Here is a 13,451-nt window from a genome sequence, read left to right on the forward strand (position 1 = left end):
TCGACGCCTGGTTTATACTGCCCGTAGCTCGCTGCAGCCCGCAGCGCCCAAGATGATGCGACCTGTTGAGCAACCGTAACATAGCGGTCCTGATAATGTCGGCCCTGGCCTGGCTGGCGACCATGACGCCGTTGCCGGCCGCGGATCGCCTCCCCGCCGAGGATACGGATCCCGTCGGCGTGGTGCAGACCATTGATGACCACCAGAGAGTGGTGTCCGAGACGATCCGGACGCTTTCCCGGCGCATGGACCGCATGTTCGGCACCACCGAGACCCTGCCGGACGAAGTCTATGATTCGATGCTCAGGCTGCGGTTTATCCAGCGTGTGGATGAGGGCGGCGGAGGAGACTTCGAGTTCGGTGCCGGCGGCGTCCTGAGCCTGCCCGGCACCGAGCGCAGGCTCAGCCTGGTGTTCATCAGTGATGACTACGACGATCCCGTGGCCAGGGAGCGCGGCACGGAACGCGAACTCGAGGATCCCACGCGAAGATCCCTGGCGCTGCGCCTGCTGCGACCGCCCGACCCCTGGGGGAGCGATTTTTCGGTCGGCCTGCGTTCCGGCGATCCCATCGATGTGCTCACACGCGTTCGCGGCTGGCGGGACTTCGATGTCGGAGACCTGAGGCTCAGGCCCGGACAATCACTGTTCTGGTACGACCAGGGTGGCGTGGGTACCGCAACGGATCTTCGCGTGGAGCGTCCGCTTGCCTCGACACGGATGCTGATGCGCAGCCACACCAGGGTGACCTGGTTCAAGCGGGAAGGGCAGTTCTACTACGACCAGGTCTTTTCACTTCTCCAGCCGCTGGCGCACCGCCGCGACCTGTTGTGGCAGATCGGCGTGCAGGGCGAGAGCGAACCCAATGACCGCGTGACCCGCTACTATGCCCAGGTGCGCTGGCGCAGTGTCCTCCACAGGGACTGGCTGATCGCGGAGCTTCGGCCGCAGGCCCTGCACGAACGCGAGAACGATTTCCGGACGCAGTGGCGCCTGTACTTCGGGATCGAACTGCTGTTCGGCGACCCGCAGCACTACTGAGCGCACGGGCGCGATCCGCTGGGGTCGTGAGCAGACGCATCAGAAGGATCGAGGTGTATCGTCATGCATGCCGATAACGCAGTGCACATCCTGTCCGCCGCTGCCCCGACGGGCGGCCCTCAGGGCTCCGGCAGTTCCAGTTTCCGCCCCGAGCGCATGAGTGCCTCACACTCGGCCGGAGACAGGGGCGGACTGAACAGATAGCCCTGGACCGCGTCGCAGCCCTCGCCGTACAGGAAGGCCAGTTGTTCCCGGGTCTCGACCCCCTCCGCGACCACCTGCAGGCCGAGGCTGTGCCCGAGGCGAAGGATCGAGCGCACGATGGCGACGTCGTTCTCATCATGGGGGACCTCCCGGATGAAGGACTGGTCGATCTTGAGCCAGTTGATGGGGAAGGTCTTGAGGTAACTGAGCGAGGAGTAACCGGTGCCGAAATCGTCCACGGAGATACGTATCCCCTGTTTCGCCAGTTGCAGGAGCATGGCCGAGGCGGCGGCGGGGTCGTCCATGATGACAGACTCGGTGATCTCCAGGTTGAGCGCACTGCCCGGCAGGTCCGCATCGCGCAGGATCGACCCGATGTTGTGCGCCAGGTCCGCCTGGCGCAACTGCCGCGTGGAGAGGTTGACCGCGATACTGCCGGGATCGAGTCCCAGGGAACGCCACGCGGCCAACTGTTGGCAGCTCTCGCGCAGCACCCATTCGCCCATGAGCAGGATGATTCCGGTTTCCTCCGCGACGGGGATGAACTCCAGCGGGCTGATCGCACCGAGGCCGGGAGAGTTCCACCGCAGCAGCGCCTCCCATTCGCCGATGCCCCCGTGCGACAGGAAGGCCTTGGGCTGATAGACGAGATGAAACTCGTTCTGCTCTAGCGCATGCTTCAGTTTCACTTCAATCAGGGCGCGCCTGGCAATGCTGTCGCTCAGGTCCTGGCTGAACAGGATGATGCACTGCCGCCCGCGGGCCTTGGCGTGATGCAGGGCCACGTCGGCATGGCGCAGCAGAATGCTGGCCGTGTCTCCATCCAGCGGGCTGGTCACCACGCCCATGCTGGCCGTGATCTCCAGCCGGTCATCGGCCACTGCATAAGGTTCCTGCATGGCGTGAAGCAGGCGCTGCGCAATGTCGTGTGCCTGTGCCGGCGTGGTCCGCTCAAGCAGGATCATGAAGTTGTCGCCGCTGAACCGGGCGATGAATGATCCTTCGGGAACGGTGCTGCGAATTCGATCCGCAACGGCAATCAGTAGCAGGTCACCCCGCTCGTGGCCCAGGGTGGCGTTGACGGTCTTGAAGCGGTCCAGTCCAACGGAGATGACCGCGCAGGTCTCGTCGGTCTGGCGCCCCTTCCTGATCGCCTCGTCGAGGCGCTCGTTGAAGGACACGCGGCTTGCAAGCCCTGTCAGCTCGTCGTGTACCAGCATGTTGCGGATCTGTTGAAACGGCTGCTGGATGGCCTCCGCAAAGATTGCGCGATACAGGAAGAAGTAGGCCATGACCTTGTAGCCATGACCCATCAGGTTGGCGGTGTTGGTCACCTGCACGTACATAGTGAAGAACAGCTCGCCCACGGCCAGCAACAGAAGCGCAAGCATGAGGCTGCCGACGTCGCAATGGCGTACCCGCCGGCGGCGCAGGAACAGAAGCAAGGCGGTGGCGATGTACAGGCTGAAAACCAGCCATTCGATCCATATCTTCAGCGGTGTGAGGCCCTCGCCCGGCACGAACATCGCCGGCAGCACCTGGGGGTAGCGCAGTATCGGCCAGGACAGGACCGCCGTCAGCGCAAGCGTCGCCATGAGCAGCCATTGCCGTTCACCGGCGCCGGCCGGGCGCGTGTCCGGAAGCAGCACGTACAGGAGAAGGCCGATGCCTGCGGAAACACGCGCACACAGCCATAACAGGATCGACTTGTGCGGACTGTTATCGGTCACCAGGGCGGGCATGCCCTCGTAGCTCAGCAGGTGAAGCCCATCGAACAAGGCCGCCGCCAGGAAAGCGCAGCCCAGCACCACCACCCGCACGGAGCGTTCCGCGCGCCGTGTACCATAGGCGGTGAAGAAGATCAGCGCCGCCACCACGACGGCGAAGATCTCCATGATGGAATGAACGGCCAGAAAGGCGGGCTGGGAAATGGGGATCTGGTTGGCGGGAAAGGCCTGCCAGAGCAGCAGCGGAGGCCCCAGAAGAAGCAGGATGATGCCCATCCGCTGAACAGGGGCCGCAGCACGCCAGTTCTGTGCCATTACCCCCATGGGTCTATTCGTCCCGCCACGGCCAATGACAAATGCCGGTCATGTGTCATCGGGCCCGGAGGGCTCCGCGTGATCATGCTCAGGGCAATGCACCGCAGCCGGCATACGTATCCTCTTGCAGGGCACATGGCTGCGCCGCATGGCACCGGTGTCAGTCCCCGCATCAGTTCTGGCTGTCCCTTTTATCTTGCGCGTGGGTCCTGGCAATCTGCCGCGACGCTCGACCATAGGATAGTGGTTTGCCGCTGATTTGAGCAACACGGCAGCCGGTGCTGTTCGAGCCCATTGCCCTGATCGTCGCTCGTCACCGGTCTGTCACGCGAGGACAGTTCAACCGGATGGACGAGGCCGGCGGCCCGGTTCCTTGCTGGCGAACCCTGTTCCGGCCGGTTAGCATTGCGCCTTTCGGGAGTATCCCGAAGTGTGCAGGTAATCGATGGGAGGACCACATGAGAAAACACGGTGTGATGGCCGCCTTGAGCGGCGGGCTTGTGGCGACGCTGGTGGCGGGGGTTGTTGCGGCTTCGCAGGATATTGACGGGGCGGGCGATCATCCCGATGTCCCCCGCGCCGCCGGTTCCCACATCGTGTACCAGGATCATGTGGATTTTGATCGCGTCACGGTCCCCGTAGGCCCGTATTCGCGTGACGGCTTCGAAGATGTCGAGGTGATGGAGGGCGAGGTCCTGAGCCTAAGCTATGTATTCGACAACCCGGATGTGGCAACGCTTCGCGTGAAACGCAGCTATCTGCAGGCGCTGGAGGAGCGGGGGTTCGAGATCCTGTTCAAGGGCAGCGAGGATGAACTGTCCGGCGGCGCGGGGCGGCTGTTTTTCCGGGAGTCGGGTCTGTACGAGCGCGGGGCCAGGGACTGCTGCCGCATTGCCAATCGCGATCGTCAGGTGCGTTATATCGCGGCGCGGTCCGGGAAGGGTGATGTGCTGGCGGCGATCGCCGTGTTCAATGCGCGGGGCGTCGAGGGGCCGGCGGTCTCGAAGGCGATCGTCACTGCACGGGAGATGGACGCGACCATGGATCATCAGCCCCTGACGGCGGGTGAAATGGAGACGGGACTGGTGCAGGACGGCCGCGTGGCGGTGCAGAACATCCTGTTTGCCGTGAACAGCGCCGAGATCCTGCCGGAATCGATCGAGGCACTGGAGACGATCGCTGAGCTGATGCGCGATCGCCCGGAGATGAACCTCCTGGTCGTGGGGCATACCGACAACACCGGGGATTACGCATACAACGTGGCATTGTCGCTGGAGCGCGCACAATCGGTGGTGAGCTGGCTGGCCGGGGAGGCCGGTGTTGCCCGTGAGCGTCTGCAGGCGGCCGGCGCCGGCATGATGGCGCCGGTCACCACCAACCGCACCGAGGAGGGCCGTGCCCGGAACCGTCGCGTGGAACTGGTCGAGCGCGGGGGTGACGCGTGACCGCGAGTACCCCGCTCATGACTCTGTTCGCAATGCGGGGTATCCCGGCCGCCGGCATGGCTCAGGGATCACTTGGCCCGTGACCGCATCCCGTGAGTTTGATCTCGAGTTCCTGCTCAAGCAGCGGGTACCCCGGGCATGGGCCGCCATGGAGCCGCTGTTTCAGGCGCGCAGGCTGCGTCAGGCCAGGCGCAGCTGTCAGGTTCGTGACCGCGACCAGGACCGGCTGTTCGATCGGGTCCAACGCGCCTGCCTGTTCGTCGGCCAGCCGCGCAGTGGCCACAGTGTGCTCGGTGCGCTTCTCAATGCCCACCGGAACATTCTCATCAGCCACAACCTGGATGTCCTGCACTACCTGCGTGCCGGATTCGAGCGCGAGGAGCTTTTCCACCTGATTCTGGAGCGCGAGCGCTGGCTCGGCAAACGTGGACGCCGTATCGGCGGTTACGTCTACGACCTGCCGGGCCAATGGCTCGGATACCATGATGAACTGCGCGTCATCGGCGACAAACGGGCCGGCAGCACCAGCCAGCACCTGAGCGCCGACCCGGATCTGTTGAAGCGGTTTGCCGATCGGCTGGGCATGCCCGTCATCGTTATTCATCATCTCCGAAATCCATGGGACAACATCAGTTCACTGTGGACGCGGGCAGACATTCGCCGGGGCCGCAGCATGCCGGAGTTGGTCCGGTGGTACTTTGAAATGCTGGAAGGGGCGCTCGCAGCAGCAGCCCGGCCCCAGGAGTCCGTGTGTGTCGTGCGTACCTACCATGAGGACATGGTGCGGGATCCGTCCATGGTGCTCTCTCCGGTGCTCGACGCACTGGGCGTTTCCAGCAGTCCGGAGTATCTGGATGCCTGCCGCCGGTTCGTGCATCCAGGCATCCGGCGCACGCGAGACACGGCGCCGTGGACCGACCGGCTCATTGAGCAGGTGGATGAACGGCGGCGCATGTTCCCGCCCATAGCCCGCTACAGTTGGGACGATTAGCACAGTCCCGCGTACATTGAGGGAGAGCACGATGGAGCCTGTCGGCTACAAGTATATCTCGGCGGACAATCACCTCAACACGCCCTGGCTACCCCCGGATCTGTGGCAGGAGCGGTTGCCGAAGCGCTTGCGGGAAGACGGGCCGCGGGTCATCGAGACCGATCTTGGCAGCTATTGGGTATGGGAGGGGCAGCTCAGGAAGATATCCGCGGTCGGCTCCAACTGGAAGAAGCTTGTTGACGACGAGTTCGGTCGGGTCGAGCTGCCCGTCGGCGCACTCCCGCCCTCCGATGCACGGCTTGCCGCCCGGCACATGGATATCGCGGGGATCCATGCGGCACTCTTCTACGGAGATACGCGCAAGTGGAAGGTGGACAATCCGGAACTGCTGGTGGAGATGTATCGTGCCTACAATGATCTCTGTCTCGAATTGTCCTCGGTCGTGCCGGGCCGTCTGATCTATCTGCCCAATCTGCCGACCGCCAATCCCGACGCCGCGCTCAGGGAGTTCCGGCGCCTTGTCGGGCAGGGTGTCAGGGCAGTCGAGTTCAGTGTCTTCGATGCTGGCCGACCGTTGGCCTCCGGGGTGTGGGAACCGCTTTGGGCGGAGGCGGAGGATCAAGGCATTGTGATATGCAGCCATACCGGTCACGGTGCGGGGGTGCCGCGCCCGCCGAACCGCGATGGCGCCTCGCTCGCCGCACATGCCACTGCTCCGTTCGTGGCGGCCCGTCCGGTGGCTGATATGATTTTCGGCGGTGTCTTCGAACGGTACCCCCGGTTGATGTGGGTGATGGCGGAAAGCCGGATCGGCTGGCTGCCATTTCTTTTCGCATGGATGGATCGGCAATGTGAAATCCGCAGGCCGGATGAAACGGTCGGGCTCGGAATGCTGCCCAGCGAGTACGTCCGTCGGAACATCCGCTTTACATTCGAGAATGACGTGGTTGGGGCGCGTCTGCTGGAACATGACTGGTCCCTGCTCACCGAGACCGTCATGTGGTGTTGTGACTACCCGCATCCGCAGAATGTCTGGCCGGACCCCGATCCGGTGGTCGAGAAAATGATGGGCAACCTCGACAGGGCGACCAGAGACCTGATCCTGCATGGACGGGCGGCCGAACTGTTTGGCATCGATTTTCCGAGAACCCCCGAACACGCCTGATACACTTTCGGGCGTTCCGGGTCGCATGCAGTGCAGCGGCCTGGCGCCGGGTGGCGGATTCTGTAGACTCGATCACTCATTTGGCCTTCCGCCACCGGCTGTTCGTGGGCCCCCGTATGCGCTCCAGGGCGTGCGGGTATAGGATAGACGACCGGCCGGCCATTCCGGGCACGGCCGTTGTCGTTCCGGGAGGAGAGCTTCATGGCCATGTTTGATATCGGTAAACGCAGTTCCGGCAGTGATCAGAACCCGAAGGACGAAGGCGGGAATTTCTTTGATACACCCGACACGCCCAGGGAAGGGGTCGCGCCGCCCCGGTCGGGCATCGCGTCACGCAGCCGGGACGCCGCCATCGTCGGACCATCGATTCACATCGAGGGTACCCTGCGCGGTGAGGAGGACCTGATCATCGAAGGGCGGGTCAGCGGTACGGTGAAACTCCAGGGGCACAGCCTGACGGTCGGCACCCATGGTCAGATCAATGCCGACATCTACGCCCATACCGTCGTGGTGGAGGGCACCGTGGAAGGGAATCTGTTCGGAGCCGAACGGGTCGTGATCAGGCAGTCGGCGAATATTCGCGGCAATATCACCGCGCCGCGTGTCAGCCTTGAAGAGGGCGCGCGTTTCAAGGGCGCCATCGAGATGGATGCCCAGGTCGTGGAGGAAGCCATGGGGACGACCAGGTCCAGGTCTGCCGCCACGGGCCAGGGAAGTGCGGGTAGTTCAGCAGGTGCGGGTGCAACGCCGTCGGGCCCTTCGTCGTCCACCGAGTCCGACAAGTCCGGAGCCGCAGACAAGTTGTCATCCGGCGGCAAGGCCGGCAGTACCGCGGGTTGAGGTATTGCGAACACATGGCTGACAGATTGTGGCCGCGGTGACCGCCAGGCGTGATGCCTCCGCCGGTTCCGGCGTGAGCGGCGGGTCGCCTGATCCGGAAGCCATTCACGCCCGACTGCTTGAGCAGGCCCTGCAACCGCTGCTGGAAGGCGAGCGGCGTGTCGTGCTGGATCTGGGTGAGCCGCACGCGCAAACCGTAGAGTTCTTCAGCGGTTTGCGTGTGCGGCTGATTGTCGGTTCGGCCGTCCCCGAACTCATGGGCTTCGGCGCGGAGGATGACGAGGCGGAGCTGGAGCGCCGCCTGAAGGCGCTGTTGCCGGACTCCCAGGTCGGCGGCGTCCAGGTGGTGCTGGCCTGGGATGTGCTCAACTATCTGCAGCCGCGGGTGGTCGAGGCCTTGATGTCCCGGCTGGCCGACCTGCTGCCGCGGGGTGGCCTGGTGCATGGTTTTCTCGCGTACGGCAGCAAGGTACTCCCGGAAACGCCCAGGGCGCTGGTGATACAGCCGGGCTGCAGGGTGCGCGCGCTTCCCGCCGCCGGCACCGGGGCCCGCAAGGCACCGGGCTGCTCCACGGGGGAACTCCAACGGCTGATGCCGGGTTTCCGGGTCGAGCGGGCCATCCTCCTGGGGGACGGCATGCAGGAATGCCTGTTCCGTCGCTAGGCGGCGATAAGGACACGCATGATCACCTTGACAGTTCGCCGCTGACTGTTCAGATTTGGATCTTCGATGCCAAGGGACAAGGAGCGCCCCGATGACCAGAGCCCGAAGGGAACTCATTCATCTGGAAAACATCTTCCGGTTGCCACTGCATCCGGGCCGCATCATACGGCCCGGATGCATGCGTACGTCCGAGCCCTCTTTCGGGGGCTCACACGAGCCCGATTCGCACAGGGAAAAAGCGTCTACCACACAGGCTGAAGGGTACGTGCGGGTGTTCGACCCGTTCATAGGCCGGGGCCGTCAATCAGGGAGAATGTCATGGAACTGACCAAGGGAAAGCTCATCGGTATTGTTTGCGCGCTTGCGGTGATCATCCTGCCGGGCGCATTACCCGCAGGCCCCGGGGCAGGTGATCGCAACCTCGCACTGGCCGAACGGGTGGTGGATCTGCAGCGCATACGGGACTTCAACCAGGCGGAATGGGATTACTTCATGCGCGTGATGCGCGACGAGATGCCGCAAGGCTGGGAAGAGGACATGCCCGCCAAGTATCTTGACCTGATGCGCGAGGTGCAGGTGGACGGACCGACCGGCGCATGGATTGACGCCCTTGCCGAATCACTGAGCGCCACCCGCCTGCAGGAGGTCATACGGTTTCTGGAGCGGCCCGATGCCCAGGCATGGATCGCCGACCAGCTGGCGGTCTATCCGCACTATCTCGATATGACCCTGGCCCATGTGCAGGCGCTGGGGCAGGGGATGGCGGGTGGCATTGTGGATTCCCCGGAAGCCTCTGAACCCGCGATACGGTTGTCCGACGTCGTCGCGGTGACCGCCAGCCCGCTGGGAGACGTACTGGGCGTGATCCCCGGCGGGCGTGTCGAGTTGTCGTCCGAAATCCGTTATTTCGAGACCGTGCGGATTCCGGCGAACCATGCTGCCGTGGGGGCGGTATTCAACGACCTGGAGGTTCACCTGTATCCGGAGGGAGAAGCCGGTGCCCGGATCGGTCGCGTGTCCGGCGAGCGCGGCTATGATCGCCCGGAGGCGTGCGAGAGCGCCCGCACGGCGCTGGAGCAGGGACTGGCGGGTTACTTCAGCCATGCCGACACCATGGATTGCGGCGGCATCCGTTACGTCACTTCTGACGGGGATACGCACATGACCCTCAATTGCCTGGACCAGAAGGCATTCGGGGGCAGTCGACTGCATCTGTCGGTACGTCACGATCCCACCGGGCGGGCCCTGGATGAGGGCTTCAGGGCATTTGTCATGGACGACGAGTGAGATGCCTGGGACTAGCCCGGCCGAAGATCGGCGGCAGGGCGGGCGTCCTGGCCGCCTGTTCCCTCCTTGACGCTTTTTCGAGAACTCCCGGCGTCCGGAATGATCAAACCCTTGCATGAGGGACACACCGCTCATTCCGGCCCGCCGGCGATTGCTGGCCGCCCTTGGCCTGGCATTTTCGGCATCCTGGCTGAAGGGCTGCGGCGATCCTGCCGGGGCCGGCGGGGATCTGCCGTTCGAGCCGCTGGACCTGAGCGATGCGCGGTGGCGGGAGATCCTCACCGCGGCCCAGTACCGCATCCTGCGCCGCGAAGGCACCGAGCCGCCGTTCTCCAGTCCGCTGGACAAGGAGTATGGTGACGGCACGTATGTCTGCGCCGGCTGTTTCCTGCCGCTGTTCTCCAGTGCCCACAAGTACGATTCGGGCACCGGCTGGCCGAGCTTCCGGCAGCCCATCAACGCGACCCATGTGGGCACCAGACGCGATTTCCGGTTGATTATCCCGCGCACCGAGTATCACTGCGCCCGCTGCGGCGGCCACCAGGGCCATGTATTCGATGACGGCCCCCCGCCCACTGGCCAGCGCTGGTGCAACAACGGTCTGGCGCTGGCGTTCGTGCCCGCCGGCAGGCCGATGCCCGGGCTGAGGCCCGCGGAAGACGGCTGATGGCGGGTGACCCGGCACGGCGGACGGGTGGAGAACAGAAAGGCTGCCCCGGCTTCGTGTCCCTGCCGGCTGGTGGGTCACGGAAGATAGGGCCGGATCGGGTTGATCGCGATTGTTCACCCGTTCGATTCGGTATGCCGCCGCCGGTACAATGGGCACCTGATTCCCGGAGACGGCAGGGACATGTTCGGATTCCTTCAGAAACAGCCGCTGATCGATAACGCGACGCGCCAATGGCTGATGGATATCTATGCCTGGGCGCTGCGTCATTTCGGCGCGGACGTTTTCTATCAGGAGAGCATCCTGGTGACTCCCACGGAAGCACACTTCCCGGGGCGGGCCGACTCGGTCCACGGGATGGCGGAGCTGGTGTTTGAACAGGTCAAGCGCCATGCGGGCGTGGCCCATTGGCCCACCCGGCTGGTGCCGCCCGGGGCGTTTGATCCGGACATCCCGCAGCGGCTGGAGCTGACCGGCGCCGTTCGGGGGGCGAAGGGGGTGGCCCCCGTGGCGGTAGACCCGGGCCACCGCCTGACGATCACCTACCAGCCGAATATGGTAAACGATCCGGAGGCGCTGATCGCCGCCTTTGCCCACACACTGGCCAGCTACATGGCGGCCCTTGCCGGTGACGAGCCTCCGGGCGGCCGGGAAAACTGGCCCCAGATGACGGAGGTGCTGGCGGTGTTCATGGGCTTTGGCGTGATGATCGCGAACACGGCCTACGCCGCCCCGAAGACGGGCTGCGGCAGCTGCCGGATGCCGGGCGCGGAGCGCGCCAGCTATCTCTCCCAGTACGATCTGACCTATGCCCTGGCACTGTTCTGCGCGCTCAAGGGCATTCCGCAAGGCGAGGCACTTCGCCACCTGAAGGGCCCGCTGAAGGGGTACTTCAGGAAGGCGATCAAGGAGGCCGGCCGGGACGGCGGGACGATCTCCTGCCCGGCCTGATCCGTACGGCGGACAAGGGGCGCGCCCGGTAGAGATCATGGGTCGTCGCCGAGGTCTTCTTCCGATTGGGTCCAGGCGTCGTGCAATGCCTGGTAGGCATCCGAAAAACCTTTCCTCACCCGATCCCAGGAATCGGCCGAACTCTCCTTCAGGGCATCGTAGCGGTCGGCCACCTGATCCCGATGCCTGCGCAGTGTCTCGAGGTTGTCCCGGGCCTGCTCGCGTGCCGCCTTGTCCATCCTGTCCCAGTTGGCACGCATGCGCGCGTCGAGCGCTTCGATGCGTGCATCGAGACGCTCGAGGGCCCTGGCCGTCTTCTCGATGGCTTCGTCGCGCTGTTCAGCCGAATAGGTCCTGAGCGAGTCCATCAGTTCCCGCGCATCCTGTCTCACCTGCTCTGCGCTGGGTTTTTCAGCAGGGGTGTCCGCGTGGATCACGGGGGCCAACCCCGGAACCGCGAGCAGGGAGATGATCAGGGACCAACGGATCATGGTTGCATGTTTCATGTCTATCCCCTTTGGATTTGCGCGAAGGTTATGGAGATCATCCGGCGGCATGGGTATCCAGGCAAGCGGACGGTCATGTTTCTGTGAATCCGGTAGAAGGGAACATCGACAGGTCGAGGCATCGTGCGGCAGTCACGCCGGGAAACGAATTTCCGGGTTCCGGATCGGTTATCGGGCCGTGCGGGGCATCCGATGACGAAAATGAATCTCACGTCTCACTTTCGCGATTGACACCCCGATACCTGCCGGCTAGCTTCGGATTAAACTCCTGGGAGAAGGACTGCTCCAATGACTGGAGCGAGAAAGGAACTCGTTCATCCGGATTTGACTCCGGATGGCCACCCCGTCTGCCACCGTATCCGTCGGCGCTTCCCGCGCGCGCAGGAGCCGTCCTCCGGAAAGGGCCTTGCGCACCGCAATGGCCGGCAACGCGTTTCGTTGCGTGCGGTGTCCATCTCCACCCCGACCCCGATTGCATCCTTGTCACCACCCGCGCCGCGATGGAGGCGGACGTGTGCAAGCGCCTTGTCGATCGGGGCCATGCATCTCCGAATCCGCCCCACGGATCGCCCGGGCTGCCCCGCACATCTGCGCGCACGGGCCTCCGGCCGGTTGCCGGCCGCATTCTTGACCGGCTCCCCGGCACCGGGGCGGTCTGGCGTTCCGATCCGCCGATTGCCAGGAGGACGATCATGGCTGACCAACCCCATTCACCGTGGACCTTGCCCGGCCTTCTGCTGAATGAAGGCACCCGCGCGCCAGGTGCGCGTCCCAAAGGGATCAGCCGCCCGGTCGCGCGAAAGGGCGGGCGACAACGACGGATGATCATGGCGATATCCGGCGCCGCCCTGATGGCCGGAATCCTCTGGCCGGGCGGCACCGCCCAGGCGCTGGAGATCAATCTTGCCTACGACGAGTCCATACCCGGCGCGGTCGATCCGTGCGAACCGGAACTGGTCGAGGGCGTGGAGGTTCCCCGGTCCTCGGCCTGTCGGGGCCCGGACAACACGTTTCTCGACAGGACGCCGGAACTGAGAGCCATCATGCAGGCGGTGGCTGAACACTGGGAAGGGATCATCCGGGACGACCACAGCGTGGAGATCGCCTATGCCTGGCTTGCGTCGGAGCTGGGCGCACCCGACGCGCTTGTCCTGCAACGTGACGCCGACGGACGGCCCACCGCAGCACGCATTCGGATCTCGGTGAACATCGGCCTGTACTATGACCCCGAACCCCACAATGACGATCAGTTCGACATGCGGCCACGGCTCTATCGAACCACCCACCCGGCGGAGCAGATGGAGGCGTTCAGCAGTTTCCCGCTGGAGGAGGCGCTGGAGATCCTGGAAACCGGCTTCCACGGTTTCGGACCGGGCAATGACCTGTGGTCCGTCGTCGCCCACGAGATGGGTCACGCACTGGGCATGAGCGGCGTGGAGGCGGATACCGGCACCTGTGACCCGGTGAACGATCCGTACTTTCATGTGGACCCGGCCCTGGTCGGCGGATTCGGTCTCGGCATCACAGGCCGCGATCCATGGCGACAACGAGAACGCCGCGGCGTATCACGGATTCCCCGGCGTCAAGGCCTTCATGGATGCATTAAGGGTGTTCGGCAAAACCTGAAACCGCTTCATGAGGTGACCGGG

At 64.4% G+C, this 13,451-nt stretch carries 13 protein-coding genes; 10 read left to right on the plus strand and 3 right to left on the minus strand.

The window, feature by feature from the left end; genetic code table 11:
• The first annotated feature begins 65 nt into the window (after positions 1 to 65).
• On the plus strand, positions 66 to 1,040 hold the full coding sequence (locus THITHI_RS0114670; RefSeq protein WP_156820565.1) for a hypothetical protein: 975 nt from the start codon (positions 66 to 68) through the stop codon (positions 1,038 to 1,040).
• A 119-nt stretch (positions 1,041 to 1,159) separates the two neighbouring features.
• Here the strand turns inward: THITHI_RS0114670 and THITHI_RS0114675 are convergent, their stop codons facing one another.
• Complete coding sequence (locus tag THITHI_RS0114675; protein WP_156820566.1) at positions 1,160 to 3,286, minus strand: putative bifunctional diguanylate cyclase/phosphodiesterase; 2,127 nt, start codon at positions 3,284 to 3,286, stop codon at positions 1,160 to 1,162.
• Between the two features lie 458 nt (positions 3,287 to 3,744).
• Here THITHI_RS0114675 and THITHI_RS0114680 point away from each other — a divergent pair, with 458 nt between their 5' ends.
• From THITHI_RS0114680 to THITHI_RS0114715, 8 genes are all read left to right on the plus strand, one after another.
• Positions 3,745 to 4,731 (plus strand): OmpA family protein, encoded by a 987-nt coding sequence (locus tag THITHI_RS0114680; RefSeq protein ID WP_026186380.1) that lies wholly within the window; start codon positions 3,745 to 3,747, stop codon positions 4,729 to 4,731.
• Between the two features lie 79 nt (positions 4,732 to 4,810).
• Positions 4,811 to 5,722, plus strand: coding sequence for a hypothetical protein (locus THITHI_RS0114685; RefSeq protein ID WP_018233864.1), 912 nt, complete (start codon positions 4,811 to 4,813; stop codon positions 5,720 to 5,722).
• 31 nt (positions 5,723 to 5,753) lie between these two features.
• A complete protein-coding gene (locus THITHI_RS0114690) occupies positions 5,754 to 6,887 on the plus strand; it encodes an amidohydrolase family protein (protein ID WP_018233865.1) in 1,134 nt (377 codons plus the stop codon).
• Positions 6,888 to 7,088: 201 nt separating this feature from the next.
• Positions 7,089 to 7,727, plus strand: a complete 639-nt coding sequence (locus THITHI_RS0114695; protein ID WP_018233866.1) for a bactofilin family protein — start codon at positions 7,089 to 7,091, stop codon at positions 7,725 to 7,727.
• Between the two features lie 28 nt (positions 7,728 to 7,755).
• A complete protein-coding gene (locus tag THITHI_RS0114700; protein ID WP_018233867.1) occupies positions 7,756 to 8,391 on the plus strand; it encodes a hypothetical protein in 636 nt (211 codons plus the stop codon).
• A 318-nt stretch (positions 8,392 to 8,709) separates the two neighbouring features.
• A complete protein-coding gene (locus tag THITHI_RS0114705) occupies positions 8,710 to 9,678 on the plus strand; it encodes a hypothetical protein (protein ID WP_018233868.1) in 969 nt (322 codons plus the stop codon).
• Positions 9,679 to 9,793: 115 nt separating this feature from the next.
• Positions 9,794 to 10,345: a peptide-methionine (R)-S-oxide reductase MsrB gene (msrB, locus tag THITHI_RS0114710; protein WP_018233869.1), complete on the plus strand. Its 552-nt coding sequence runs from the start codon at positions 9,794 to 9,796 to the stop codon at positions 10,343 to 10,345.
• 183 nt (positions 10,346 to 10,528) lie between these two features.
• Complete coding sequence (locus tag THITHI_RS0114715; protein WP_018233870.1) at positions 10,529 to 11,296, plus strand: hypothetical protein; 768 nt, start codon at positions 10,529 to 10,531, stop codon at positions 11,294 to 11,296.
• Between the two features lie 35 nt (positions 11,297 to 11,331).
• Here the strand turns inward: THITHI_RS0114715 and THITHI_RS0114720 are convergent, their stop codons facing one another.
• Together THITHI_RS0114720 and THITHI_RS0114725 are read right to left on the minus strand one after the other, a co-directional pair.
• The gene (locus THITHI_RS0114720) at positions 11,332 to 11,802 is read right to left on the minus strand and encodes a sll1863 family stress response protein (RefSeq protein WP_033336961.1); all 471 of its coding nucleotides are present in this window, start codon (positions 11,800 to 11,802) and stop codon (positions 11,332 to 11,334) included.
• 710 nt (positions 11,803 to 12,512) lie between these two features.
• Positions 12,513 to 13,286 (minus strand): hypothetical protein, encoded by a 774-nt coding sequence (locus tag THITHI_RS0114725; RefSeq protein ID WP_018233872.1) that lies wholly within the window; start codon positions 13,284 to 13,286, stop codon positions 12,513 to 12,515.
• Between THITHI_RS0114725 and THITHI_RS20660 the strand changes: the two genes are divergently transcribed.
• Positions 13,285 to 13,428 (plus strand): hypothetical protein, encoded by a 144-nt coding sequence (locus THITHI_RS20660; protein WP_018233873.1) that lies wholly within the window; start codon positions 13,285 to 13,287, stop codon positions 13,426 to 13,428. The two genes, THITHI_RS0114725 and THITHI_RS20660, sit on opposite strands and share 2 nt — an antisense overlap.
• The last annotated feature ends 23 nt before the right edge of the window (positions 13,429 to 13,451 follow it).

It is taken from the genome of Thioalkalivibrio thiocyanodenitrificans ARhD 1, assembly GCF_000378965.1.
GTDB classification, from domain to species: domain Bacteria; phylum Pseudomonadota; class Gammaproteobacteria; order Ectothiorhodospirales; family Ectothiorhodospiraceae; genus Thioalkalivibrio_A; species Thioalkalivibrio_A thiocyanodenitrificans.